The sequence below is a fragment of the Amycolatopsis sp. cmx-4-54 genome, assembly GCF_046548895.1.
GTDB lineage: Bacteria > Actinomycetota > Actinomycetes > Mycobacteriales > Pseudonocardiaceae > Amycolatopsis.
The window spans coordinates 1042078-1067640 of the sequence record NZ_JAEBEJ010000001.1; the positions used below are offsets into that span (position 1 = coordinate 1042078).

The 25563-nt window shown below is 69.7% G+C and carries 24 protein-coding genes, 1 rRNA gene and 1 pseudogene; 6 read left to right on the forward strand and 20 right to left on the reverse strand.

Annotated elements, in window-relative coordinates:
* Positions 1 to 17 precede the first annotated feature (17 nt).
* The 3 genes from ACLJQ7_RS05095 to ACLJQ7_RS05105 are packed head-to-tail and all read left to right on the forward strand — an operon-like array spanning position 18 to position 2111.
* Positions 18 to 410, forward strand: coding sequence for a DUF4267 domain-containing protein (locus ACLJQ7_RS05095; protein ID WP_410646964.1), 393 nt, complete (start codon positions 18 to 20; stop codon positions 408 to 410).
* Between the two features lie 15 nt (positions 411 to 425).
* Positions 426 to 908 carry a cation:proton antiporter regulatory subunit gene (locus tag ACLJQ7_RS05100; RefSeq protein WP_410646965.1) on the forward strand — a complete coding sequence of 161 codons (483 nt, stop codon included), beginning with the start codon at positions 426 to 428 and terminating at the stop codon, positions 906 to 908.
* 6 nt (positions 909 to 914) lie between these two features.
* A complete protein-coding gene (locus tag ACLJQ7_RS05105; protein ID WP_410646966.1) occupies positions 915 to 2111 on the forward strand; it encodes a cation:proton antiporter in 1197 nt (398 codons plus the stop codon).
* Between the two features lie 126 nt (positions 2112 to 2237).
* Here the strand turns inward: ACLJQ7_RS05105 and ACLJQ7_RS05110 are convergent, their stop codons facing one another.
* The 7 genes from ACLJQ7_RS05110 to xerD all read right to left on the reverse strand — a co-directional run bounded on the left by ACLJQ7_RS05110 (position 2238) and on the right by xerD (position 8999).
* Entirely contained in the window at positions 2238 to 4112 is a 1875-nt protein-coding gene (locus ACLJQ7_RS05110) for a Xaa-Pro dipeptidyl-peptidase (RefSeq protein WP_410647014.1), read from the reverse strand.
* A gap of 93 nt (positions 4113 to 4205) precedes the next feature.
* Positions 4206 to 4958 (reverse strand): pseudouridine synthase, encoded by a 753-nt coding sequence (locus ACLJQ7_RS05115; RefSeq protein WP_005153474.1) that lies wholly within the window; start codon positions 4956 to 4958, stop codon positions 4206 to 4208.
* Positions 4948 to 5634: an SMC-Scp complex subunit ScpB gene (gene scpB / locus ACLJQ7_RS05120; RefSeq protein ID WP_410646967.1), complete on the reverse strand. Its 687-nt coding sequence runs from the start codon at positions 5632 to 5634 to the stop codon at positions 4948 to 4950. The genes ACLJQ7_RS05115 and scpB overlap by 11 nt, the downstream gene beginning before the upstream one ends.
* Positions 5631 to 6566 (reverse strand): segregation and condensation protein A, encoded by a 936-nt coding sequence (locus ACLJQ7_RS05125; protein WP_410646968.1) that lies wholly within the window; start codon positions 6564 to 6566, stop codon positions 5631 to 5633. The genes scpB and ACLJQ7_RS05125 overlap by 4 nt, the downstream gene beginning before the upstream one ends.
* The gene (locus ACLJQ7_RS05130) at positions 6566 to 6991 is read right to left on the reverse strand and encodes a cobyrinic acid a,c-diamide synthase (protein ID WP_410646969.1); all 426 of its coding nucleotides are present in this window, start codon (positions 6989 to 6991) and stop codon (positions 6566 to 6568) included. Before ACLJQ7_RS05130 ends, ACLJQ7_RS05125 begins: the two co-directional genes overlap by 1 nt.
* Positions 6988 to 8004 (reverse strand): ParA family protein, encoded by a 1017-nt coding sequence (locus tag ACLJQ7_RS05135; protein ID WP_378369859.1) that lies wholly within the window; start codon positions 8002 to 8004, stop codon positions 6988 to 6990. Before ACLJQ7_RS05135 ends, ACLJQ7_RS05130 begins: the two co-directional genes overlap by 4 nt.
* A gap of 92 nt (positions 8005 to 8096) precedes the next feature.
* Positions 8097 to 8999 carry a site-specific tyrosine recombinase XerD gene (gene xerD, locus ACLJQ7_RS05140; RefSeq protein WP_410647015.1) on the reverse strand — a complete coding sequence of 301 codons (903 nt, stop codon included), beginning with the start codon at positions 8997 to 8999 and terminating at the stop codon, positions 8097 to 8099.
* 119 nt (positions 9000 to 9118) lie between these two features.
* On the opposite strand from xerD, the gene ACLJQ7_RS05145 reads away from it, so the two are divergent.
* Positions 9119 to 9604 carry a DUF1707 domain-containing protein gene (locus tag ACLJQ7_RS05145; protein ID WP_410646970.1) on the forward strand — a complete coding sequence of 162 codons (486 nt, stop codon included), beginning with the start codon at positions 9119 to 9121 and terminating at the stop codon, positions 9602 to 9604.
* Positions 9605 to 9949: 345 nt separating this feature from the next.
* Here ACLJQ7_RS05145 and ACLJQ7_RS05150 read toward each other — a convergent pair whose 3' ends face one another.
* Complete coding sequence (locus ACLJQ7_RS05150) at positions 9950 to 10576, reverse strand: NUDIX domain-containing protein (protein WP_410646971.1); 627 nt, start codon at positions 10574 to 10576, stop codon at positions 9950 to 9952.
* Positions 10573 to 12273: a CTP synthase gene (locus ACLJQ7_RS05155; protein ID WP_410646972.1), complete on the reverse strand. Its 1701-nt coding sequence runs from the start codon at positions 12271 to 12273 to the stop codon at positions 10573 to 10575. The genes ACLJQ7_RS05150 and ACLJQ7_RS05155 overlap by 4 nt, the downstream gene beginning before the upstream one ends.
* 88 nt (positions 12274 to 12361) lie before the next feature.
* On the opposite strand from ACLJQ7_RS05155, the gene aroA reads away from it, so the two are divergent.
* Positions 12362 to 13648 (forward strand): 3-phosphoshikimate 1-carboxyvinyltransferase, encoded by a 1287-nt coding sequence (gene aroA, locus ACLJQ7_RS05160; RefSeq protein ID WP_410646973.1) that lies wholly within the window; start codon positions 12362 to 12364, stop codon positions 13646 to 13648.
* Here the strand turns inward: aroA and ACLJQ7_RS05165 are convergent.
* Entirely contained in the window at positions 13645 to 14577 is a 933-nt protein-coding gene (locus ACLJQ7_RS05165; protein ID WP_410646974.1) for an aminoglycoside phosphotransferase family protein, read from the reverse strand. The two genes, aroA and ACLJQ7_RS05165, sit on opposite strands and share 4 nt — an antisense overlap.
* A 23-nt stretch (positions 14578 to 14600) precedes the next feature.
* Positions 14601 to 15278 (reverse strand): GntR family transcriptional regulator, encoded by a 678-nt coding sequence (locus ACLJQ7_RS05170; protein WP_410646975.1) that lies wholly within the window; start codon positions 15276 to 15278, stop codon positions 14601 to 14603.
* A gap of 137 nt (positions 15279 to 15415) precedes the next feature.
* Here ACLJQ7_RS05170 and ACLJQ7_RS05175 point away from each other — a divergent pair.
* Positions 15416 to 15855 (forward strand): annotated as a pseudogene (locus ACLJQ7_RS05175) (aspartate/glutamate racemase family protein); the annotation flags it as partial.
* A gap of 72 nt (positions 15856 to 15927) precedes the next feature.
* Here the strand turns inward: ACLJQ7_RS05175 and ACLJQ7_RS05180 are convergent.
* The 9 genes from ACLJQ7_RS05180 to rrf all read right to left on the reverse strand — a co-directional run bounded on the left by ACLJQ7_RS05180 (position 15928) and on the right by rrf (position 25396).
* Positions 15928 to 16875 carry a copper transporter gene (locus tag ACLJQ7_RS05180; RefSeq protein WP_410646976.1) on the reverse strand — a complete coding sequence of 316 codons (948 nt, stop codon included), beginning with the start codon at positions 16873 to 16875 and terminating at the stop codon, positions 15928 to 15930.
* A complete protein-coding gene (gene steA, locus ACLJQ7_RS05185) occupies positions 16872 to 18056 on the reverse strand; it encodes a putative cytokinetic ring protein SteA (protein WP_340685737.1) in 1185 nt (394 codons plus the stop codon). Before steA ends, ACLJQ7_RS05180 begins: the two co-directional genes overlap by 4 nt.
* Before the next feature lie 243 nt (positions 18057 to 18299).
* Positions 18300 to 20096, reverse strand: coding sequence for a DNA repair protein RecN (gene recN / locus ACLJQ7_RS05190; RefSeq protein ID WP_410646977.1), 1797 nt, complete (start codon positions 20094 to 20096; stop codon positions 18300 to 18302).
* Positions 20097 to 20200: 104 nt separating this feature from the next.
* On the reverse strand, positions 20201 to 21112 hold the full coding sequence (locus ACLJQ7_RS05195; RefSeq protein ID WP_350586084.1) for an NAD kinase: 912 nt from the start codon (positions 21110 to 21112) through the stop codon (positions 20201 to 20203).
* Entirely contained in the window at positions 21109 to 21924 is an 816-nt protein-coding gene (locus ACLJQ7_RS05200; RefSeq protein WP_410646978.1) for a TlyA family RNA methyltransferase, read from the reverse strand. Before ACLJQ7_RS05200 ends, ACLJQ7_RS05195 begins: the two co-directional genes overlap by 4 nt.
* A 4-nt stretch (positions 21925 to 21928) precedes the next feature.
* Positions 21929 to 22171: a hypothetical protein gene (locus tag ACLJQ7_RS05205; RefSeq protein WP_410646979.1), complete on the reverse strand. Its 243-nt coding sequence runs from the start codon at positions 22169 to 22171 to the stop codon at positions 21929 to 21931.
* 22 nt (positions 22172 to 22193) lie between these two features.
* Positions 22194 to 23183, reverse strand: a complete 990-nt coding sequence (locus ACLJQ7_RS05210; protein ID WP_410646980.1) for an HAD-IIA family hydrolase — start codon at positions 23181 to 23183, stop codon at positions 22194 to 22196.
* Positions 23176 to 25116, reverse strand: a complete 1941-nt coding sequence (locus tag ACLJQ7_RS05215; protein WP_410646981.1) for a hypothetical protein — start codon at positions 25114 to 25116, stop codon at positions 23176 to 23178. Before ACLJQ7_RS05215 ends, ACLJQ7_RS05210 begins: the two co-directional genes overlap by 8 nt.
* Positions 25117 to 25279: 163 nt before the next feature.
* Positions 25280 to 25396, reverse strand: a 5S ribosomal RNA gene (gene rrf / locus ACLJQ7_RS05220).
* Positions 25397 to 25563: the final 167 nt, after the last annotated feature.

Sequence of the window (25563 nt, forward strand, 5' to 3'; positions counted from 1 at the left end):
TTTCGGAGCCGGAGATCATGACCAGAATCAAGATCGCTTACGTCCTGTCCGCCGCCCTCGTGCTCTTCGTCCTCTACTTCGGGAGCGGTTACGTGTTCTTCCCGGCGACCCAGACGGGCGGATTCGGGCTGCCCGTGATGCCGTCCGAGGGCGACCCGATCCTCGCCGTCAAGGGTGTCCGCGACATCGGCACGGCGCTCGTGGTGCTCGCGCTCCTGCTGTTCCGGAACGCCCGCGCACTGGGCTGGGCGATGCTCGCGCTGGCGTTCATCCCGTTCGGTGACATGCTGATCGTGGTGACCCACCACGGATCCGTGGGCGCCGCGCTCGGTATCCACGGCGCGACGTGCGCCTTGATGCTCGGCATCTCGGCGCTGTTCCTGATCCGTCCCGCGCGAAACGAACGGTGAGTTACTGTTGTTCACGTGAACGTCGAAGTGACCCCGCTCCCCGGAATAGGTGTCCGCAAGGACTTCGCCACCCGCAACGGCCGCCGCGTGGGCGTGGTGACCCACCGCGACGGACACGTCGAGCTGATCGTGTCCAAAACGGACGATCCCGACGCCTGCCTGGCCTCACTTCCGCTCACCACCGACGAAGCGGGCGCGCTGGCGAACCTGCTCGGCGCGCCCCAGCTGGTCGCCCAGCTGACCGAGGAGCACCGGGACCTGCCCGGTATCAACACCAAGCAGCTGCCGCTCAAGGCGTCGTCGCCGTTCGACGGCCGGACGCTCGGTGACACGGCCATGCGGTCGCGCACGAGCGTCTCGGTCGTCGCGGTGATGCGGGCCGGGCAGGTCCACCCCTCCCCCGCGCCGGACTTCAACCTCACCGCGGGCGACGTTCTCGTCGCGGTCGGCACCTCGGAAGGTCTCGAGGCCGCCGTCAAGATCTTGAAGTACGGCTGATCGCGGATGGATCACACCGCACTGTCCTTGATCGAACTCGGGGCGGTCTTCTTCGGGCTGGGCGCGTTGGGCCGCCTCGCCGGGAAGATCGGGATGTCCCCGATCCCGCTGTACCTGATCGGTGGCCTGTGCTTCGGGCAGGGCGGGCTGATCCCGCTCGGCGACATCGGCGATTTCACCCACCTCGCCAGCGAGATCGGCGTCGTCCTGCTGCTGCTCCTGCTGGGCCTGGAGTACTCGGCGGCCGAGCTGTTCACCGGGCTGAAACGCTCGTGGGTGGCGGGTCTCGTGGACATCGTGCTCAACGCCGCGCCGGGCGCGATCGTCGCGCTCATCCTCGGCTGGGGGCCGATCGGCGCGATCGTCATGGCGGGCGTCACCTACATCTCGTCGTCCGGGATCATCGCGAAGGTGCTCGGCGACCTCGGGCGGCTCGGTAACCGGGAAACGCCGGTGGTGCTGTCGATCCTGGTGTTCGAGGACCTGGTGATGGCGCTGTATCTGCCGATCCTCACCGCGGTGCTCGGCGGGGTGAGCTTCCTCGGCGGGATGAAGGCCGTCGGGATCTCCTTGATGGTCATCACCGTCGTCCTGGTGATCGCGCTGAAGTTCGGCCGGTACGTCTCCGCGGCGGTGGACAGCCCGGACCGCGAGGTGTTCCTCCTCAAGGTCCTCGGCGCCGCCCTGCTGGTCGCCGGCCTGGCTTCGGCGATGCAGGTTTCGGCCGCGGTCGGCGCGTTCCTGCTCGGCATCGCGATCTCGGGTTCGACGGCGGAGAACGCGACGCACCTGCTCGAACCGCTGCGAGACCTTTTCGCCGCCGTGTTCTTCGTCGTGTTCGGGCTCAACACGAACCCCGCGTCGATCCCGCCCGTGCTCGGCTGGGCGGTCGTCCTGGCGGTCGCGACCACGCTCACGAAGGTCGGTACCGGCTGGTGGGCCGCGCGTAGACAGGGCATCGGGAAGATGGGCCGGGCCCGTGCCGGAGCCGCGTTGGTCGCGCGAGGCGAGTTCTCGATCGTCATCGCCGGGCTGGCGGTGGCGGCGGGCGCGGTGACCGGCGAACTCGCGGCACTCGCGACGGCGTACGTGCTCCTGATGGCCATCCTCGGCCCGACGGCCGCGCGGATCGTCGAGCCGGTGGCACGCGCTCTGCAGCGACGGCCCTTCGGTTCGAAGACCGCCGCTTCCCAGACCGGCTGACCTCCCGCCCACACGCGAGTTACGCCTCTGATCACGCGAGTTCGCCGGTCCCGCAAGGCAAGCTCGCGTGATCGGACACGGAACTCGCGTGACCAGACGGACGACACGAGGGTTCAGCGTCGAGGCCTAGCCACGCTCAAGCCCCGAAACGGTCGCCGGCGCGATCTGTGCCGGAGCCACCGGAAGCGGAGCCGGCACCGCCGACAGTCCCGCGCCTGCGACAGGCAGCGCCAGCGACGTCTTGCCCAGATCCACCGTGATCTTCGGGTACTGCGACGGACCGGCGATGAACGAACCGTCCGTCCCGCCGATGATCAGCGCGAGCTGATGTCCCGCCGGGACGACGTGATCCGTACTCGCCAGCCGGAACGTCATCGTGTACGGCTGCCCCGGCGTCAGCGGCGATTCCTGGCTCAGCGAACGATGGTTGGCCAGATCCGCCCACCCGCGGCTGATGATGTTCAGCCCCACCGAGACCGCGTCGGCGCTCGTGTCCTGATAGCAGGCGTCGTTACCGGGCGAGCTCGCGCCCCAGCACGATTGCGTCAGTTCGTTCTTGATGCCTTCCTTCGGTCCGGTGTAGTTCCGGATCGTCGCCGGGCCGTAGTCGACCAGGACCGCCGAGAGCCGCGCCGTGGACGTCGACGGCGTCGCGGTCACGGTCACCTTCGCCGTCCCGGACACGTGCAGGTCCTTCGCGAGCGCGCCGGTGCTGAACAGCACGCGTCCGCTCGCGGTCTCCGTCGGCCTCGCGGCCCAGCTGTTCGAAGACTGACCGGACGAGTCCGTGAACGACACCGTGCCCGTCCCCGCGGCCGTGCCGAGCGAGCCGACACCTGGTGTGCTCCCGGCCGCCGGGCGCAGGGTGACGGCGCTGCCCGCGGGCCAGGCCGGCTGGTCCACCCAGACGTCGGGCTCGCGTTCCACGCTCGCGCCCGGTGTCTTCTCGATACCGTTGTCCACTCCGAGCAGGTAGTGGTCGAACCACTTGTGCAGCGTGTCGACCCACGCCGACCGCCGATAGTCGAACGGATCGACGTGACCGGCCTGCGTCAGCCAGATCTTGCGCTCGACGTTCAGCGCTTCCCACCACTGCCCGAAGTTGATCGTCTTGACGTTGAGGTCGCCCAAGCCGTGCGAAGCGAGCACGCTGGCCTTCACCTTCGAAGCGCTCTGCACGTGGTCCCGGTCGAGCCAGAAGGCGTTGTAGTCACCGTTCGCCGTCGCGCCCGCGGTGAGTTTCTGGTTCGCCGCGCCGCAGTTCTGCCCGCCGTTGCGCCGGGACACGGTCGCCGCCAATCCCGCCGGGCTGCCCTGACGCAGGTTCGCGCCGTCGGAGCGGTAGTAGTCGTACCAGGAGCTGATGGCGCCGATCGGCACGATGGTCTTGAGCCCGTCGACACCGGTCGCGGCGACGCCGTTGGCCACCGTGCCGTCGTAGGACTTCCCGATCATGCCGACCGCGCCCGTCGACCAGGTCGCGTTCGTCCTGGCCGGGCCGGTGGCCGTCGTGTAGCCGTTCGCGCGGCCGTTCAGCCAGTCGACGACCTTGCGCGCCGAGTTGACGTCCGAGGGGCCGCCGACATCGGTGCAGCCGCGGGACTTGTTGGTACCGGCCAGATCCACCAGGACCACGGCGTACCCGCGCGGGACGAAGAAGTTGTCGTAGTACAGCGGGAACCCGACCGGTCTGCCCGCCGAGTCGTAGGTCTTGAGTTCGCTCTCGTTGCCCCGCCCACAGCACGAGTAGTACGGGCTGGCGTCCATGATGACCGGGACCTTCTTGCCCTGCGCCGCCGGTTCCTTCGGCCGGATGATGTCCGCGGCGACCCGGTCCGACCGGCCGTCGCCGTCCCCGTCGAGCCCGATGTCCACCCAAGCCGTCTCGCGGACGGCCTTGGCGAAGTCGTAGACCGGTTCGCTGCCCCGCGGTTTCGCCTCGGCCTGCGGTGCCGCGACCACACCGCAGGCCGCGGCGACCGCCAAGATCCCTGCCAGCACAACTGTTTTCACGGTCGAGCCCTTCCCCGTCGGCTGAAAGCCCGTCAGGGAGAGCTAAACGCGGTGATCACCGGTGCAGTAGGGCGGAAAGTCTTACAGATCGACGGCGCGGTACAGCGAACCGACCTCGCCGCGGTTCAGCCGCCGGATCGAACCCGAGCGCTGGGCGCCGAGCTGGACGTCACCGAGCGCGGTCCGGACCAGTTTGCGCACCGGGTGCCCGGTGGCCGCCATCAGCCGCCGCACGATGTGCTTGCGGCCCTCGTGGATGACGAGTTCGATCTGGGTGCGCCCGGCCAGCATGTCCTTGACCCGGAACTGGTCGACCTTGACGATGCCGTCCGGCAGCTCGAAGCCCGCCCGCAGTTCCTTGCCGAGCCCGCGCGGGACGATGCCCTCGACCTCGGCGAAGTAGGTCTTCAGCACGCGGAACGACGGGTGCATCAGCCGGTGGCCGAGGTCGCCGTCGTTGGTGAGCAGCAGGAGCCCTTCGGTGTTCTCGTCGAGCCTGCCGACGTGCACGATGCCGGGCGTCTCCTCGTACCGGCCGCGCAGGTAGTCGCCGACGCACGGACGGCCGCGGTCGTCGCTCATCGTGCTGTGCACGCCCTTGGGCTTGTTCAGCAGGAGGTACACGAGGTCCTCGCGGACCTGGACACGGGTGCCGTCGACGTGGATCACGGAGTTGTCCGGATCGACCCGGCGGCCGAGTTCGGTGACCACCTTGCCGTCCACGCTCACGCGACCGCGCACGATCAGGTCCTCGGCCGCGCGCCGCGAGGCGACGCCTGCCTGCGAAAGGACCTTCTGCAGCCGAATGCCGTCGGGATGCGGGTCAGATGTCATCGATGGTGTCCACTTCGGGTAGCAACGGAGCGATGGGCGGAAGGTCGGCCAGGGACGAGAGGCCCAGTCGCTCCAGGAACAGCTCGGTCGTCACGTACAGCGTGCCTGTGGTTTCGGGGTCGGTCCCCATCTCCTCGATCAGGCCGCGCGCCAGCAGCGTCCTGATCACCCCGTCCACGTTCACCCCTCGGACGGCGGCGACCCTGGCCCTGGTCACCGGCTGCCGATAGGCGATCACGGCGAGGCTCTCCAGTGCGGCTCGCGTCAGCTTGGAACGCTGGCCGTCGAGCAGAAGCTTCTCCACGAACGGGGCATAGACGTCCCTAGTGTAGAACCGCCACCCTTCGCCGACTCGGCGCAGGTCGATTCCGCTGGTCCGCTCGGTGAACTTCTGCGCCATCGTGCGCAGCGCCACGGTCACCCGCGACACCGGCTGGCCGACCGTGTCGGCGAGCGATTCCTCGTTGATCGGCGAGTCGACGACCAGGAGCAATGCCTCGATCGCCGCTTCGAGCGCCTCGTCGGAGGTGACGTCGGGGTAGTCGCCGTCGCCGGCCGCGACGAGTCCTTCGTCGGCAGGCGGCTCCGCCTCGGCCTCCGTCTCGCCGACAGAGGCCTCGGCGGTCGCTTCGGTCTCGGGCGTCTCTTCGGTCTTCTCGGTCTCTTCGGGGCTCACCCGTACTCCTCGTCCTCAGCGGCGGCGCGATCGTGCTCGGCCGCCACCGACGCCTCCTCCACGGACCCGCCGGTCCAGCGCACGTGCAGTTCGGCGAGCGCCTCCAGCTGCTCGAACTGGACCGTGGCCTCCCGGTACAGCTCCAGCAGCGCGAGGAACCGCGCCACGATCTCGACGGTGTGCTCGCAGTCGTCGACCAGCTCACCGAAGGTCGCTTCGCCTCGTTCCGCCAGCTTGAGCCGCAGCAGTGCGGCGTGTTCGCGCACCGAGACCCGGCCCATGTGGATATGCGCGATCGACACCGTCGGCGGCGGCTTCGGTTTGAAGACCGCGACCGCGATCTCGGAGAACTTCGCCACGTCGACGCCGAGCATCACCTCGGGCAGCAGTCCCATGAACCGGTCTTCGAGCGCGACCGACCGCGGATACCGTCGCAGCGCGCCGGCCTCCAGCTCCCCGAACAGCGCCGCGACCTGCTTGTACGCCCGGTACTGCAGCACGCGCGCGAACAGCAGGTCCCGTGCTTCGAGCAGGGCGAGGTCGTCTTCGCTCTCCACCTCGGCGGCGGGCAGCAGCCGCGCCGCCTTGAGGTCGAGCAGCGTCGCCGCGATGACCAGGAACTCGGTCGTCTCGTCGAGGTTCCACTCCGTGCCGAGCGCACGGGTGTAGGCGATGAAATCGTCCGTGACCTGGTGCAACGCGACTTCGGTGACGTCGAGCTGGTGCTGCGAGATCAGCTGGAGCAGCAGATCGAAGGGGCCCTGGAAGTTCGACAGGTTCACCTTGAACTTGGACGTGCTCAGCTCTTCACTGGCCAGTCCTTCGGGGACCATCCCGCCGTGCACGGTCTCGTGCACGACGGGGGTCTCGTCTGCTTCTGTCCGCTCGACCGGCTCTGAGCCGCTGGGAGCAGCCGCGGCCGGGTCGTCCATCAGCTCTCGGTCTCTTTCCCGTCCTCGCTGCCCGCCCGCAGGCGCTGGACGAGGACCGAGTCCTCGCCCGCCGCGTCGAAGTCGGCCAGCAGCACGGCCACCGCCTCGCGGACCAGCCTGCCGCGATCGAGTACGAGACCGTGCTTCGCCCGGAGGTTCAGCCTGGCCTGCTCCATCGCCAGCAGTTCGTCGCCGGAGACGTAGACGGTGATCTTCGCGTCGTGCTTGGTCCGCCCGGACCCGCTGCGCGCGGCCCGGGTCAGCTGTTCCTTGTGCGCGTGCCCCGTCTCGTCCCCGGAACCGTTCCCGTTGCCGTTCCCCTTCGCGGGGGCGGGCTGCTCGGGCGCGGGCGGGAGATCGAGGGCGGGGCTGGAGGTGATCCTGAAAAGTTCGGACGCTCCGGGCAGGGAAGCTCGCCTGCTCACCGAGCGATCACCTCGCGTGCCAACGCGCGGTAAGCCGCCGCGCCGGCTGATTTGGGAGCCCAGGTCGTGATCGGCTCGCCCGCGACCGTCGTCTCGGGGAACCGCACGGTGCGGTTGATCACCGTGTCGAACACGGTGTCGCCGAATGCCTCCACCACTCTCGCCATGACCTCCTTCGAGTGCAGGGTTCTCGGGTCGTACATGGTGGCGAGAATCCCGGTGATGTCCAGTTTGGGGTTGAGGCGTTCCTGCACCTTCTCGATGGTGTCGATCAGGAGCGCTACGCCTCGCAGACTGAAGAACTCGCACTCCAGCGGGATGATCACACCGTCCGCGGCGGTCAGTGCGTTCACCGTCAGCAGGCCTAGCGAGGGCTGGCAGTCGACAAGAACATAGTCGTAGTCGTTCATGACCGGACGAAGGACCCGTAACAAAGTGTGTTCGCGCCCTACCTCTGCGACCAACTGGACCTCGGCCGCGGACAGGTCGATGTTGCTCGGCAGCAGGTCGACGCCGTCCACCCGGGTCTTCCGGATGACGTCGGTGATGCTGACCGAGCGCTCCATGATGACGTTGTAGACCGTCTGGTCCAGCTCGTGCGGCTGAATGCCGAGGCCGACCGAGAGCGCGCCCTGGGGATCGAAGTCGACCAGCAGGACCCGGCGGCCGCATTCGGCCAGTGCCGCGCCGAGGTTGATGGTCGAGGTGGTCTTGCCGACCCCGCCCTTCTGGTTGCACATGGCCATCACCAGCGCGGGACCGTGCCGGTCCAGCGGAGGCGGCTCGGGGATCTCGCGGAACGGACGACCGGTGGGGCCGATACCGTCTCTCTCGAGTTCTTGCTGCTTGGTTTCTTTGGCGCGCTTGGCCTTGCGGCCGCGGGAAGAGATCGTGTCCTCCGACGGTTCGTCGCCGTCGTGTTCGGCGGGGGTTGCGATGGTCACCTGGCTGAGGCTCGCGGCAGCCGAACCGGCGGACGCGGACGGCTTCGCCGGCTCGTTCGGTGTCGACATAACGCGAAAGCTCCTCTTCGGCAGGATCCTCGGCAGCCTATGCGCGATCCGCGAGTCGAGCCAACGAGGCACGCCGGGACCGACCGGGTCGTTTAGCCGAGCGCGCGGGGATGCGCTGTCGCGTACACCTCGCGGAGCGTGTTGACCGTGACCAGCGTGTACACCTGCGTGGTCGTCACCGAAGCGTGGCCGAGGAGTTCCTGCACGACGCGGACGTCGGCTCCGCCTTCGAGAAGGTGCGTGGCGAAGGAATGGCGCAACGTGTGCGGGGAGACGCCCGCTTTGATCCCCGCGGATTCCGCGGTGTCCTTGAGAACCTGCCACGCGCTCTGCCGAGAAAGCCTGGAACCGCGGGCGTTCAGGAACATCGCCGGCGTCCCCCTCCCGTGGGTGGCGAGTGCCGGCCGCGCGCGGACGAGGTACGCGTGCACCGCTTCCAGCGCGGGACGGCCGATCGGCACGATGCGCTGTTTGCCGCCCTTGCCGTCGAGCAGCACGGTCCGTTCGGCGTCGTCGATTTCGTCGACGTCGAGCCCCACGGCCTCGGAGATCCGCGCGCCGGTGGAGTAGAGGAGTTCCAGCAACGCCCGGTCCCGCAGCGGGCGTTCACCCTCGGGCGGTGGGGTTTCCAGAAGCTTCAGCACGTCGTCCACCGGCAGCGCCTTGGGCAGCCGTTTGGCCGCGGCGGGCGGGCGGACCTCGCGGGCCGGATCGTTCTCGGTGATGCCGTCGGCGTGCGCGAACTTGTGCAGCCCCCGTACCGCGACCAGCGCGCGGGCCGCCGAGGACGCCGCGAGCGGCCGATGCTCGTCGTCGCCTTCCCGCAGCGCCGCTCCGAACGAGGTGATGTGCGCCGAGGTGACGTCACCGAAGCGCTCGACGTCGGCGGCGCCGAGGTACGCGGTGTACCGGCGCAGGTCGCGGGAGTAGCTGTCGAGGGTGTTCCTCGCGGTTCCGCGCTCGACCACCAGATGGTCGAGGTAAGCGGCGACCACCTGGGCGACTCCGGTACCACCGGCCCGTGACACACGGACACTCTAGGACCACCTCGACCCGTTCCGGGGGTTCGCCGCGCGTACCGCGTCGCGGGTGTGAAACGGGCTACCTTGGGAGCATGTCCCAGCAACCGGACCCGGACGAGATGCGCGTAGGCACCGCCGAACGCGAGGAGGCGGCGCGGCTGCTCGCCGACCACTACAGCCAGGGGAGGATCACGCCGGACGAGTACGAGGGCCGCGTCCTCGCCGCGTACGAGGCCGTGACGCTCGGCGAACTCCGGCCGCTGTTCCAGGACCTGCCCGCGCCCCACCCGAAGGCTCTGGCGCCGCGGTTCGATCCGCCGCCGTTCGTGCCCGTGTACCAGCAGCCCGCGGCGGTGATGCCGTACTCACCGAAGTCGAAGGTCGCCGCCGGGGTGCTGCAGATCGTGCTGCCGTTCGGGATCGGGCGCTTCTACACCGGCCATGTCGGGCTCGCTCTGGGGCAGCTGGCGGTCGTGGTGGTCACCTGCGGCGTCGGGGTGGTCTGGCCGATCGTCGACGGGATCGTGCTGCTGGCCAACGGCGGCACGGACGCGCAGGGCCGCCGCCTCCGCGACTGACCGCCGCCTGGGCACACGGCCGAACCTGGCTGTAGGCGAGATCGCCGCCCAATCACGAGTGTTCGCCTTCCAATCACGCGAGATCGCCTTCCAATCACACGTGATCGCCGCCCAAACACACGTGATCGCCGCCCAATCACGAGTGACGTCCCTAGACGCGCGCCGCCCATGTTGCGAAAGCCACTTTCGCAACGTTGAAGGTTGCGAAAGTGGCTTTCGCAACACGCCACGGCTTCCAACACGGCCCGGCACCGGCCCGACTGAAGCCCCCTCAAGAACGCCATGAAAGGTCCTTTCCTTGCAAATTTTGCAAGGAAAGGACCTTTCATAGCGCGCGAAAGGGGGTCAGAGGCCGCGCGAAGCGAACTTCGTCGGCCTGTCCTCCCAAGGAGCGTCGGCGGGCCGCGACGAAGCCGCCCCCGAGAGCACCGCGTGCGCGGCGAGCACGCCACCGACGGTCGACCCGTTCACCAGCTCACCGGACAGCGCCATCCGGACCGCCTCGGCGAGCGGGAACTTCCGCATGACGAGGTCCGCCTCCTCGTCGCCGAGGACCTCCCTGTCCACTTCGGACAGATCGCGAGCCAGGTAGACGCGGACGACCTCGTCGGTGAAGCCGGGCGACGCCGCGACGTCGACCAAGGTCTCCCAGCGCTCGGCGCTGAGCCCGACCTCCTCGACCAGCTCGCGTTTCGCCGCGCCGACGGGGTCCTCCCCCGCCTTGTCGATCAGCCCGGCGGGCAGTTCCCACAGCCGCCGCCCGATCGGGTGGCGGTACTGGTGGATCAGCGTCACCATGCCGTCCGAGTCGAGCGCGACGACGGCGACCGCGCCGAGGTGCTCGACGACCTCACGGCGAGCGGTGCCGCCGCCGGGCATCACGACCTCGTCGACCCGCAGCCCCACCACACGTCCGATGTGGACGTCCTTTGTGGACGCGACGGTGAACTCGTGCTTGCCGGGTTCGGTCACCGGGCCACCGTCTGAGCGGCCTCGGGCAGCTCGACCGGCAGCCGCTCGGCGACCTTGCGGTCGACGACGGCCTTCACGAACGCGCTGAACAGCGGGTGCGGGCGGGTCGGGCGGCTCTTGAGCTCAGGGTGCGCCTGGGTGCCGACGAAGAACGGGTGCTTGTCGGCGGGCAACTCCACGAACTCGACCAGGTGGTCGTCGGGCGACGTACCCGAGAAAACCAGACCGGCGTCGGAAAGGCGCTTGCGGTAGGCGTTGTTGACCTCGTAGCGGTGACGGTGCCGTTCGGAGACCTCGGTGCTGCCGTACGCCTTCGCGACCTGCGAACCCGGCTTGAGCTTGGCGACGTAGGCGCCGAGCCGCATCGTGCCGCCCATGTCGCGCTCGCCGGCGACGACGTCACGCTGGTCGGCCATCGTGGAGATGACCGGGTTCGGGCCGTCCTCGAACTCGGCCGAGTTCGCGTCCTCGATACCCGCCAGGTTCCGCGCCGCGTCGATCACCATGCACTGCAGGCCGAGGCAGAGCCCCAGCAGCGGCAGCCCGTGGGTGCGGGCGTAGGCGATGGCGCCGACCTTGCCCTCGATACCCCGGACGCCGAAGCCGCCGGGCACCAGCACACCGTCCACATCGGACAGCGCCGCGGCCGCACCGGCCGGGGTCTCGCAGGAGTCCGAGGGGACCCACGAGATCTGGACCTTGGCGCGGTGGGCGAACCCGCCCGCGCGCAGCGCCTCGGTGACCGACAGGTACGCGTCCGGCAGGTCGATGTACTTGCCGACGAGCGCGACCCGCACCGTCTCCGACGGGTTGTGCACCCGGTCGAGCAGGTCGCCCCATACGGTCCAGTCGACGTCGCGGAACGGCAGCCCGAGACGGCGCACCACGTAGGCGTCGAGCGCCTCACGGTGCAGCACCTTCGGGATGTCGTAGATCGACGGCGCGTCGGGGCAGGCGATGACGGCCTCGGTGTCGACGTCGCACATCAGGCCGATCTTGCGCTTGAGGTCCTCCGGCAGTTCACGGTCGGCGCGGCAGACGAGCGCGTCGGGCTGGATACCGATGTTCCGCAGCGCGGCGACCGAGTGCTGGGTCGGCTTGGTCTTCAGCTCACCCGACGGGGCGAGGTATGGGACCAGCGAGACGTGGAGGAAGAAGCACTGGTCGCGGCCGACGTCGTGGCGGACCTGACGGCAGGCCTCCAGGAACGGCAGGGACTCGATGTCGCCCACGGTGCCGCCGACCTCGGTGATCACGACGTCCGGGGTGTTCCCGTCCTCGTCGGCGCCCGCCGCGGCGGTGATCCTCGCCTTGATCTCGTCGGTGATGTGCGGGATGACCTGCACGGTGTCGCCGAGGTACTCACCGCGGCGCTCCTTGGCGATGACCTCGGAGTACACCTGCCCGGTGGTGACGTTCGCCTTGCCGTCGAGAGCCCGGTCGAGAAAACGCTCGTAGTGCCCGATGTCCAGATCGGTCTCGGCGCCGTCGTCGGTGACGAACACCTCACCGTGCTGGAACGGGTTCATCGTGCCCGGATCGACGTTGAGGTACGGATCCAGCTTCTGCATCGTGACCCGGAGCCCACGTGCGGTAAGGAGCTGACCCAGGCTGGAAGCCGTGAGTCCCTTACCCAGAGAGGAGGCAACGCCTCCGGTGACAAAGACATACTTGGTAGCCCGCGACTGAAGTCCCACGGGCTTCCACCTTATCGCACGCCCGCCGGGGCGCTCACCGGCCACGCCGCAAGCGTCCGATGGAGTGGAAAACCGCTACCCTCGCGGCGTGACAGACGCGCACGACACCTGGACCGCACCGGTCGCGGAAGGCCCGCTCGACGCGGACATCCGTGTCCCCGGCTCGAAGTCGATCACCAACCGGGCCTACGTCCTCGCCGCGCTCGCCAGCGCGCCGACGCGGGTGCGGACCCCGCTCGACTCCCGGGACGCGCGGCTGATGCTCGGCGCCCTCTACACGCTCGGCGCCCATTCGCAGGAAAGCATCTCCGGCTACCTCGTGCACCCGCTCGGCCCCGGGCGCGTGCATCCGAATGACACCGTCCGGGTGGAACTCGGCAACGCGGGCACGGTCGCCCGCTTCACCCCCGCGCTCGCCGCGCTGGGCACCGGCCCGGCGCTGTTCGACGGGGACGAGGCCATCCGCCGCCGTCCCATCGGGCCGCTGCTGAAGGCGCTGCGCGACCTCGGCGCCCGCATTGATGACGACCGCCGCGACGCGCCGCCCTTCACCGTCCACGGCGAAGGCGGTTTGCGTGGCGGCAGGGTCGACCTGGACGCCTCGGCGTCGAGCCAGTTCCTGTCCGCGCTGCTGCTCGCCGGGCCGTCGTTCCAGCAGGGTGTCACCGTGCGCCTCGTGGGCGGCCAGGTGCCGAGCGAGCCGCATATCGCGATGACCGTCGAGATGCTCCGCCGGTTCGGGGCCACGGTGGACCGCGAGGGCGCCGAGTTCCACGTCGCGCCGACGCGGCTTTCCTGCCCCGAGTACGTCGTCGAGCCGGATCTGTCGACGGCGGCGCCGTTCGTCGCCGCCGCGATCGCGACCGGCGGCACGGTGCGCGTCGCGGGCTGGCCGCAGCGGACGACGCAGCCCGGCGACTGGCTGCGCAGCCTGGCGCCCGTTCTCGGCGCCACCGCCGAACTCGACGCGGCGGGGCTGACGGTCACCGGGAGCGGCACGATTCCCGGCGTCGAGCTGGACCTGCACGACGTCGGCGAGCTGACGCCGGTGATCGCGGCGCTGCTGTGCTTCGCGGAGGGGCCGTCGGTCATCTCCGGGGTGGCGCATCTTCGCGGTCACGAGACCGACCGGCTGACCGCGCTCGCCACCGAACTGTCGTCGCTCGGCGCCGACGTCCGCGAGACCGAGGACGGGCTGCGGATCGCGCCGGCACCGCTGCACGGCGGGAAGTTCCGCACCTACGACGACCACCGGCTGGTGATGGCGGCCGCGGTGCTCGGCCTGAAGGTCGAAGGGGTCGAGGTGGAGAACCCGGGGACGGTCGGGAAGACCTTCCCCGGATTCGCCGGAGCCTGGACCTCGATGCTCGGCTAAACGGCACCCGCGAAGGGGGTTTCCCGCCACTGCTCGATCATCGGCTTCAACCCGTCCAGCAACATCGGCAACTCCGGCGCCATCGCCAGGCAAGCCACTCCTTGCAGCATGGCCAGCGCGCCCAGCGCCTTCAGCACTCGTTCGTCCGCCTCGCGCAGCCCGAACCGCCCGGCGGCCGCGTTGTAGGCCGCGATGCCCTCCGGGCCCATGGCCGGGAGGTCCAGCTCGGCCGGGGCGCGGTTGACGAGTTCGAAGTCCGAGCAGAGTTCGCCGTCCGGCGTGGCGATCAGGTTGTATCCCGGGGCGTCACCGTGCACCGGCTGGACCGTCGCGCCGGGGAAGGCACGGGTGAACGCCGCCTCCGACTCGAACAGCGGCCGGAGCACGTCCCATTCGCGCCGGGCCCGGTCCAGGTCGGCGGGCTCCAGCAGATCCGGGCGGTCCGCGAGCTGATCGAGACCGTCGGGGACGAACGGGATCAGACCGCCCATGAACGCCAGGTCGCCGTCGTACTCACGGAGGGCGGCGTGCAACCGGGCGACGATCTCGGCGCCGCGTTCGGGGCTGATCTCGGCTTCCTTGTCGTGCTCGACGAACTGCCAGAACGTCATCGAAAAACCGTCACGCTGCACGGGTTCCGCGGGCACCAGAGGGCTGGGCGGGACGACCGGATGCCCACGCCGCGCGAGCCAGCCGGTCACGGCCAGCTCACGCCGCTGGTCGATCAGCTGCGTCCGGAGGGTGGTCGTCCGCGGCAGGACGGTCGGCACGCGCACCACCACCGGCAAGGGTGACAAGCGCACGATGACGGAGAAGACGTCGTACAGCACTTCCGGCTCGTCGAAAGCCAGTCCGAGGTCGCGTCCCGCGGAAACCGCGGCGGCCACCGCCCGTGCGGTGCGGGCGGCCCGTTGTTCGTCGGTGATCATGTCGCGAGTCTGACATGTCCGGTTCACCCGGCGGAGCGCTCTCCGTCATCTTCGGGGAACAACGCCTTCAGCGTGACCTCCCGGTTCACCCGCACATGGTCGACGGCGTGGGCTCGCGCGCGGCCGGCGTCGCCCGAGGCGATCGCGTCGTAGAGGCGGCGGTGCTCGTCGAGCAGTTCGCCCCAGCGCTCGTTCTGGCTGGTCAGCCAGCGCAGCCTGCCCTCGAGCGGGCGGAGGATCTCGTGCAGCAGCCCATTGCCGGCGAGCGCGACGATCTGGTCGTGGAAGCGGGTGTTGAGCAGGGTGATCCGGGCCGGGTCGCCGCTTTCGGTCGCGCGGGCGGCGTCGGCGAGCAGCCGTTCGAGCGCGCGGAGCTCCGCTTTGCCCGCCCGTTCGGCGGCCAGTCCGGCGGCGAGCCCTTCGAGTGCCTCGCGGACGTCGAACAGCTCCTCGACGTCGGCCTTGGCCAGCCGGCGCACGACGATGCGCCGCGGCGACTGGACGGCGAGGAAACCTTCGGCCTCAAGGCTGCGGATGGCCTCGCGCACCGGGACCCGCGAGACGCCGAGGTCCTCGGCGAGTTCGCGTTCGACCAGCCTGTCCCCCGGCTTCAGCCGTCCGGCGAGGATACGTTCACGCAGCTCGTCGCGGACCCGCTGCCGGGTCGCGGCCAGCGGCTGACGTGGTCCTTCCTCGGCCACCTGAGCCTCCTTCACCACCGCTGTAACGGCTTGTAACACCGAGTTTATCGGCAGAAACCGTGACGACGGGCCACCGCGGGGTCGCGTGATGCGGATCCTGGTCACCGACTGCAACACCACCGAGGCGGGCGGCTGGACTGCTCAACAAGCTGGACGAGCCGTTCGACGCGCCCGTGATGGCCGGTTTCGGCGAGCACGGCCGGGAAGCATCTGGTCTCTCTGCTGGAAAGACGCTACGGCGTCGTGACCACATTGGACCGGACGTGCGGGCTCATCGAAGCCAGCCTGCACGCCGCGGGCGTCGCGCAGAACTGCGTCGGCGTCCTCGAACTGACCGACGAACACCCGACGGAATCAGCGCTGCTGACCGCCGGACGGCGCGCCCGCGACGCGGGGGCGGAAGTCCTCGTCTCGGCTGCGCGGGATTGACCGGCCTCGATCGCCGGATCTCGGCGATACTGGACATCCCGGTGATCGACGGCGTCGCCGCCTTGCCGAATCCCTTGTCGCACTCGACCTCAAGACCAGCCGGGCCGGTCCCTACGCCCGCCCGCTCCCGAAAACCCGCCTCTGCCCCCGCATTTCGTCCTCTGAATGCGGTAGTTGCACGCGCAAGTACCGCATTCAGAGGACGAAATGCGAAAGGGGGCTAGTTGCCGGCCGCGGCGATACCGGGGGCCGGAGCCTGGGCGTTGCCCGCGATGCCGTAGCGGCCCGCGCCGCCTTCGAGCTGCTCGCGCAGCGCCAAGATCGTGGTGACCCGGCCGGCCGCGGTCTCCGCGTTGTCCACAGTGGACAGGATCGAGGTCGACGAGGTGTCGGCGCGGACGACGCCGATCGCGCCGGTGCCGTCAGCCGATCCAGCGTCGCCCGCCAGGACGGTGCCCGCGCCGGAGCGGTCCATCTGCGCGGCGAACCGCGCGATGGTCGAGGCACGGTCACCGGCGCCGTCCCCGGTGTACTTGGTACCGGTGAGCACGATCGCGAGCTGCGCGGGCTTGACTTCCCCGCCGGTCTTGAGAAAACCGCCGTCGGTGAGCCCGCCGAGCGCGGCCGCCAGCTCCACCGGCGTCGACTGCGGCTGCGCGTTGTCCTTGTTCAGCAACGCCACCGCGCCGAGCAGAGCGCCCGCGAGCGTACCGGGGTCGCCCGCGGTCGGGAACTGGACACCGGCGGGCTGGAGCCGTGAAACGACGTCACGCAGCTGATCGGAGCGCATCGGGTCGGAGAACGCCTCGGTCAGCTGGATCTCTCCGGTGACGGCGGCGCCGGCCTGACCGACGAGCTGCTTGAGCGCGTCGCGATCCGCGGGCTTCGCGTCCTCCGTGGTCACCAGCACCACCGAACGCTTGTCCAGCTGCCCGGCGACGACCTTCGGCCCCATCGCGCCGGCGAACGCGTCCGCGTCGCCGAGCCTGGCGTTGAGGGTGTTGCGCTGCGCTTCCAGATCCGCGACCTGGGAGCCCAGATCCTCCTTCTGGCCGGCGAGACCGGAAAGCAGGGAACCGTTCAGCGCCGTCGACCCGAGCACCACTCCGACGGCGAGCGCCAGGAAGCAGGCGGCGATGGAAACGATGTGGTACCGCAGTGAAATCACGTGAAGAGTCCCTTGCCCCAAGCGATGAACGAGTTCCAGGTGTCGCGGATCCAGTCGAGGTAGACCGAACCCACGTCGGACACCAGCAGCGCGGCCGCGACGGCCACCAGGGTCGCGACGACCAGCAGGACGATGGCGCCGATCGACACCCGGCTGCGGTGCAGGGTCGCGACCGCCTTGCCGTCGACCAGTTTCGTGCCGAGCTTGAGCCGGGTGAGGAACGTCGACGGGTTCGAACCGGACCGGCCGTGATCGAGGAACTCCCGCAGCGTCGCCTGGAAACCGACGGTGACCACCAGACTCGCCTCGTGCGCGTCGGCCAGCAGCAGCGCCAGGTCTTCGGCGTTACCCGTCGCGGGGAAGGTGACCGCCCCGATCCCGAGGTCCTGAATGCGCTCGACACCCGGCGCGTGCCCGTCCGGCTGCGCCGGAACCACGACCTCACCGCCACTGCGCAGTGTCTCCGCGCCGATCCCGTGCGGGTCTCCGACGATGACGTCCGGCTGATATCCCTGCGCGCGCAGCGTGTCGGCCCCGGCGTCGACGCCGATCAGCACCGGTCGGTGCTCGGCGATGTACTTCTTCAGCTTCTTGAGGTCTTCGGCGTGCCCGTTGCCACCCGCGACCACGAGGGCGTGCCGGTCCTTGAGCGGAACCCGGATCTCCGGGACCCCGACACCGTCGAGGATGAGGCTGCGTTCCCGGCGAAGGAACTCGATCGTGTTCGCGGAGAACGCCTCGAGCTGGGTGGACATCCCGGCCTTGGCCTCGATCATCTGGTCCGCGACGCTTTCCCGCGTCTGCTGGACACCCGAGCCGAGCTGCCGCTCTCCGATGTAGACGACGCCTTCGTGCAGGCGGAGTTTCGTGCCGTCCTTCACCTTGCGCAGCAGTTCGCCGCCGACGGAATCGACGAGCGGGATCCCGGCCTCGAGCAGGATCTCCGGGCCCAGGTTGGGGAAACGGCCGGAGATCGACGGCGAGGCGTTCACCACCGCCGCGACTTCGGCCTCCACCAAGGCATCGGCCGTCGACCGGTCCAGATCGAGCTGATCGAGGACGACGATGTCGCCAGGGCTCAGCCGGCGGAGCAGCTCGCGCGTACGCCGGTCGACCCTGGCGACGCCGGTGATCCCGGGGAGGGTCTCTTGGTTACGCGAGAGCAAGCCGGTGAGCTTCATGCGACCGATAGTGACAAATTCGCGCGGCCTTCTGCGTCCGCCACGCCGATGGGGACACGCCGATTAACCCACACCGGGTCGGCTACGGCGTCGCGGGAGGCACGTTGCGAAAGCCACTTTCGCAACGTTCAAGGTTGCGAAAGTGGCTTTCGCAACCTCGCCTGAGTGGTTCAAGCCCGGCGGAAGTGAAGGCCTCCTTCCCCACTCTGAAGGTAGGGAAGGAGGCCTTCACGGACTCGCGCGCTACTTCGACTTCTTTCGCTTTCCGCCGCGACGGGCTTTGGGCTTGTCCGGCGCGCTCTTGTCGGCCTCGGCCACGGCGAGCAATTCCTCCGCGTGCGCCCGGCCGGTCTCGGTGCTTTCCATTCCGGCGAGCATGCGCGCGAGTTCGACCACCCGCTCGGATTGTTCGAGCACGCGCACGCCACTGCGGGTCACTCCGCCGCTGGTGCCTTTGTCCACCACCAGATGCTGATCGGCGAACGCGGCCACCTGCGGCAGGTGCGTGACCACCAGGACCTGGTGACTGCGCGCCAGCCGCGCGAGCCGCCTGCCGATCTCGACCGCCGCCCGGCCGCCGACCCCGGCGTCGACCTCGTCGAACACCAGTGTCTGCACGGTGTCCGCGTGCGCGAGGACGACCTCGATCGCCAGCATCACGCGGGAAAGCTCACCGCCGGAAGCGGCCTTGTGCACCGGGAGCGGCGGTGCGCCGTTGTGCGCCCGCAGCAGCAGCTCGACATCGTCGACGCCATCGGGCCCGGCGTGCACGAGCCTGCCCTCGACCTGCACCGCGTGCGCGTCGCTCTCGTCCACGGTGCGCCGCTCGACGGTGATCTCGATCTCGGCCTGTCCCATGGCGAGCCCGGACATCTCGGCGGTGATCGCCTCGGCGAGTTCGGCGGCGGCCTCGACCCGCGCCTCCGACAGCGCGAGGGCGTGTTCCGCCAGCGTGACGGCGAGTTCGTCGCGGCGCTTGGCCAATTCGGCCAGCGCCTCTTCGGAGGTGTCCATCGTGGACATCCGGCGGCGGGCGTCGTCGGCCCACGCGAGTACGCCGTCCACGTCCGCCGCGTATTTGCGGGTGAGCCGCTTCAGGTCCGCCTGGCGCGCGAGCACCTTCTCCAGGAGCGCCGGGTCGGCATCGAGCGTTTCGAGGTAGCTGCCCAGCTCGGTGCCCACTTCGGACAGCAGCACCGAAGCCTCGTCCAGCCGGGGCCCGAGTTCGCGCAGCACGGCGTCCTCGGAACCGGTCAGGTGGCGGGTGGCCTCCCCGATCAGCCCCAGCGCGCCGGGCGCGTCCGGATCCCCGTCCGCCGAACCGGCGACGGCGGCGTGCGCCGCACTGGCCGCCGCACGCAGCTCGTCGACCGCGGCGAGCCGTTTGATCTGCTCGGTGAGCTCGGTGTCCTCGCCCGGTTCCGGCGCGACGGCATCGATCTCGGCGAGACCGTGGCGCAAGAGGTCGGCCTGCTGCGCCATTTCGCGGGAACGGGTGGAGCGCTCGGTCAGTTCGGCGACGACGGCGAGCCACTCGTCCCGGACCGCGCGGTACCGCTCGAGCGGTTCGGTGACGGCCTCACCGGCGAACCGGTCGATCACCGCGCGCTGCTCGGCGGGCCGCAGCAGCCGCAGCTGATCGTTCTGCCCGTGGACGGCGATCAGTTGTTCGGACAGATCGGCCAGCACCCCGACCGGCACCGACCGGCCACCGAGGTGGGCACGGGACCGGCCGTCGACCGAGACCGCGCGCAGCGCGATGACGCTGCCGTCCTCGTCGACCTCCGCCCCGGCGTCGGTGACGATCCGGGTGGCGCCCTCGGCACCGCCCAGCTCGAATCGGCCTTCCACGAAGGCCTTCAGCATTCCGGTCCGCACCTTGGACACTTCGGCTCGGCCGCCGGAGAGCAGGTGCAACCCGCTGACGACCATGGTCTTGCCCGCACCCGTCTCACCGGTGACGACGGTGAAGCCCGCGTGCAGTTCCAGCAGGGCGTCCTCGATGACTCCGAGGCCCTGGATGCGCATCTCGGCCAGCACGACGCCCACCGTAGCGGCCCACCCCGACCATTCCCGCACCCGGCACGTCATGAAAGGGCCCTTGACTACGAAAGTTGTCCTCAAAGGCCCTGTCACGACATCCGTCAGCGGGCGTGTCGCTCCCGCCAGCCCTTGATCGGCAACGAGAACTTGTGCACCAGCCGGTCGGTGAACGGGCCTTCCCACAACCGGATCAGGCGCACCGGCACCCGGCCGCAGGTGACCCGCACGGCCGCGCCGGCGGGAAGATCGAAGGTCCGCGATCCGTCGCAGGTCAGGACGGCGGGCGAACCGTCCGGATCGATGGCGACGGTGATCTCCGAATCCCGGGAGACGACCAACGGCCGGGAGAACATCGCGTGCGCGTTGCTCGGGACCACCAGCAGGGCCTGGACGTCCGGCCAGATGATCGGCCCGCCCGCGGAGAACGCGTACGCCGTCGAGCCGGTCGGAGTGGCGCACAGGACGCCGTCGCAGCCGAAGGACGACACGGGCCTTCCGTCGACCTCGATGAGCGCGTCCAGCACACGCTCACGTGAGCTCTTCTCGACACTGGCCTCGTTGAGGGCCCAGGTGTCGACGGTCTCCTCACCGTCGACGGTCACGACGACGTCGACGGTCATCCGCTCTTCGACCTGGTAGTCGCCGTCGACGGCACGCTGGACGGTGTCGGCGAGCTTGTCCGAATCGGCCTCCGCCAGGAAGCCGACCCGGCCGAGGTTCACACCGAGGACCGGAACGCCGTTCGGCCTCGCCAGTTCCGCGGCCCGCAGCAGGGTGCCGTCGCCGCCGAGCACGAACACCAGCTCGGTGCCCGCGGCGGGGTCCTGTTCCGGCGCCATGACCGTGCAGGGCGCGCCGATCCCGCCGTCGGCTTCCAGCATCTCCCGGACGTCCTCGTCGAGCACCCGAAGCCGCACGCCCGCCTTGGCGAAACGGGCCGAAACCTCGCGTGCCGCGTCCCGGGTCGCGTCCCGGTCCGGGTGCACGACGAGCAGCACCTCGCGATCGCTCATTGGGGTCCCTCCAGGACTGCGGTCCGGACGAGCCGCTCGGCGTCGGTGCCGGCGGTCTCCCCCGTCCCGCGGGTAAGCCAGACGAAGTATTCGACGTTCCCCGACGGCCCGGGAAGCGGGCTCGCCACGACGCCGCGCAGGCTCAGGCCGAGCTTTTCGGCCTCGGCGAGCACACCGAGCACCGATTCGGCGCGCAGTTCCGGATCGCGGACGACGCCGCCGCTGCCGAGCCGGTCCTTGCCCACCTCGAACTGCGGTTTCACCATCGGCACCAGATCCGCTCCGTCCCGCGCGCAGGCGGCCAGCGCGGGCAGCACGAGTTTGAGCGAGATGAACGAGAGGTCCCCGACCACGAGGTCGACCTGCCCGCCGAGATCTTCCGGGGTCAGGTTGCGGACGTTCGTCTTGTCGAGGACGACCACGCGGTCGTCGGTGCGCAGGCGCCAGTCCAGCAGGCCGCGGCCGACGTCGGCGGCGATCACCGTGGCGGCGCCGTTGCGCAGCAGGACATCGGTGAAGCCACCGGTCGAGGCGCCCGCGTCGAGACAGCGTTTTCCCTCGGTGGAAAGACCTTGTGGGGTGAAGGCTTCGAGCGCGCCGAGCAATTTGTGCGCGCCGCGCGACGCCCAGCCGGGGTCGTCACCGTCGCGCACCACGATCGGCGCGCCGGACTCGACCCCGGTCGCGGGTTTGGTGGCCACCATGCCGCGCACGGTGACCTTGCCTCCGGCGATCAGCGCCGACGCCTGCTCCCGGGATCGGGCGAGTCCCCGCCGGACGAGCTCCGCGTCCAGGCGGGCGCGTTTGGGCACGCGGTCAGACCTTGTCGATGGTGGACAGCGCCACCGTCAGCTCGGTGTGCACGGCCTCGAAGCGGTCGACGTGCTCCGAGAGCGGAAGCGCGGCGAGGTCGTCGAGACCCGCGACGGCTTCGTCGATCCCGGCTCGGGGATCCGTGTCCTGCTGCGCGAACTGTTCGGCCTGAATAGCCGGAGGCCCGGGCACCGGCGGCGGGCCCGGTACCGGCGGTCGCGGCACGGGGTGGAAGTGGTCTTGCACCTCACCAAGTTAGCAGCGCTGGTCAGCCGAGGCGCAGCTCGGCGAGCGCGGCACGGGCGGTGTCGCCCACACCACGGACCTCGGTGATCCCCGAGTCCCAGGCCGCCGCGCACAACGCGCGCAACAGGTCGAGGGAGTCGCCTTCACCATCGGCTTCGAGGACGTCACCCTGTGCGGTGACACGCCAGCCGTCCTTGGGTCCGATTTCGAGGAGATCCGCCCGGCTGCTCAGCCCGGACAGGTCCGACGCGAGGTAGCGCGGACGCTCCTCGGGCCTCGCCGAGATCAGGGACGGCGCGTCGGCGACACCGGTCAGGACGCAGAGCGCGTCGATCCCCGCCGCGACGGCGCCCTCGATGTCGGTGTCCAGCCGGTCGCCCACGACAAGGGCACGCTCCGCACCCGCGTCCCGGGCCGCCGTGGTGAACAGTCCCGGCGCCGGCTTGCCCGCCACCAGCGGTTCGACGCCGGTGGCGGTGCGCAGCGCGGCCACCATCGACCCGTTGCCCGGCAACAGTCCGCGTTCGGTCGGCAGGGTCGCGTCGACGTTGGTCGCCACCCAGAGCGCGCCCGCGCGGATGGCGAGACACGCCTCCGCGAGAGCGGCCCAGGTGTTCTGCGGCGAGTGCCCTTGGACCACGGCCGCCACGTCCGGACCGGCTTCCCGGACCGTCCGCAGCCCTGCGGCCTCGATCTGGGCGGCCAGTGAGTCCGTGCCCACGACGAGGACCACCGCGCCCTGAGGCAACCGCTCACCCAGCAGGGCGGCGGCGGCCTGAGAGCTCGTGTGGACCTCTTCGGGCGTGGCGGGCAGTCCGAGTGCCTCCAGGTGCGCGGAGACCTCCGCGGGTGCCTTGGAGGCGTTGTTGGTCACCCAACGGACGGCCGTGCCGTGGTCCCGAAGCGCCCGGAGTGCTTCCGGTGCGCCCGGGACCACCGTGCTGCCGTGGTAGACCGTGCCGTCGAGGTCGAACAGGACCGCGTCGTACCCGGCCGACAGGGCGTCAGCCATTCGTGAGCTCCGCGGCGCGCTCGGCGGCGTCGGTCTCGTCCTCCTCGTCGGCCTCTGCCGCGTTCAGGAACCAGCGGATCGCCTCGTCCTTGCGGTCGGCGGCGGCGAGGTTGTCGGCGTAGGCGTAGAACAGCCGGGCGCTCCACGGGTCGCGCTTCTCCGCCTTGAGGTCGTCACCCTGCAGGGAGACGACGGCGGCGTCCAGCTGACCGAGGTCACGCCGAGCACCGGCCGCGACGATCGCGAGTTCGATCTGGGTCGCCTTGGACAGACGCTCCTTGTCGACCTCCTTCGCGAGGTCGAGCGCCCGTTCCGGGCGGCCGATGGCGCGCTCGGCGTCGGCGATGATCGCGATGTGGTCGTCGGCCCGGGTCATCCGGCGGACGGCCCGCAGCTCGGACAGCGCCTCGGACCAGTTTCCCGCGTGGTAGGCGACCAGGCCGAGCGCCTCACGGACGATCGGGACCCGCGACGCCTTGGCCTTCGCGTACTTGGCGTGCTCCATGGCGGCTTCAGGATCCTCGTCGACGAGTCCACCGGCCGCGACCAGGTGCTTGCCGACGGTTTCCGCGAGTGCCTTGGGCAGGGTGCGGAGTTCCCGGCGGACCTCTTCGTCGAGGTCGGAGAACTCGATGCCTTCGGGCAGCTCCGGAGCCTCGAGCAGCTCACGCGCCAAGGTCTCGTCGTCGACCGGCCTGTCCTCGGTACGCGGAGACGAACGGAAGTCCTTGCGGCCTTCGGAACGGTCGCGCTGAGGACGGTCTCCGCGCTTGTCGTCGTACCGCTTCTCCGGACGGTCGGAGGACCGGCGATCGGGACGGTCGCCGGACGGCCGGTACGAACCGCGCTTGTCCTCGCCACGGTTGTCGCGGTCGCCGAAGCTCTTGCGCTCGTAGCCACCACCGCTGGGACGGCGGTCGCTCGAGGAGGCACCACGACGGTCGCCGCCGTAGCCACCGGAACGGGAGCCACCGCGGTCGTCGCGGTCGTCGCGATAGGACGGACGCCGGTCGTCGCCACCCCGGTTGTCGCGGTCACCGTAGGACTTGCCCTGGGGGCGTCCTTCATAACGGTTGCCGGACGGGCGGTCGTCGGATCGGCCGCGGTTGTCCGAGCTGTAGCCGGAACGAGCCGGGCGGCTGTCGGAGCGCTTCTCGTACCGGCCCTCGGAACGATTGTCCGAACGATTGTCGGAACGGTTGTCGGACCGGCTGTCCGAACGATTGTCGGAACGGCTGTCCGAACGGTTGTCGTAGCGACGCTCGGGTCGGCTGTCGGACGAGCGGTAACCGCCGCGGTTCTCGGACCGGTAGCCCCCGCGGTTGTCGCCACCGCGATTGTCGCGGTTGTCGCCACCGCGGTATCCACCGCGATCGCCGCCCCGGCTGTCACGGCTGTCGGACCGGTAACCACCGCGGTCGCCACCACGGCTGTCGCCGCCACGGCTGTCCGTCCGGTAGCCACCACGGCTGTCACCACTACGGTTGTCCGACCGGTAGCCACCACGGCTGTCACCGCCACGGCTGTCCGAGCGGTACCCACCGCGGTCGCCGCCCTTGTTGTCGCGACTGTCGCGGCGGTCGTCGGAGCGGTAGCCGCCACGACGGTCGTCGCTGTTGTTGTAGCGGGGGCGGTTCTCGTCACGCCCCTGGCCGGCGAATCGGCTGCCACCGGGGCGCTGGTCACGGGGGTCGTCGCCGCTGCGGGCGGGCTTGCCCGCGTAGCCGCCACCGGAACCGCGGGCACCGCGGTCGTCCCTGCGCGGGCGGCCCTGGTAGCCACCATCGCGGCCGCCCCGGTCCTGCCTTCCGCCGGCGGAACCGCGCCGGTCACCTCGCTGCGCGTCAGACCGGCCTCCGCGGGGACTCTCGTCCCGGCGACCCGACCGGCCGGACGCGCCATCATCTGAGTCACGTCGACCGAACTCGGACACCTGGCCTCCTGCCACTATTGAAAAGTTTCGACACTCGAGCCCACCCGTCAGATGGGCCAACGGACCATTCTAGTCGGTCCATGGACATGAAAAGAGACAGGGCCCTGACCGGGGAGAACCTGTTGGGGTTCTCAACCCTGGTCAGGACCCTGTCCTGAAGTTAGTCCGGCGGTGTCCTACTCTCCCACAACCCTTCGGTTGCAGTACCATCGGCGCTGTCAGGCTTAGCTTCCGGGTTCGGAATGGGACCGGGCGTTTCCCTGACGCTATAACCACCGAAACACTACGAAACAACACACACTGTTTGTTTCACACAAACGGTGTGGTGTTTCAGAGCTGTAGAGTGGATGCGTAACATCTTTGTGGGCAAGTCCTCGGCCTATTAGTACCAGTCAACTCGACAACACATTACTGTGCTTCCATTTCTGGCCTATCAACCCAATGGTC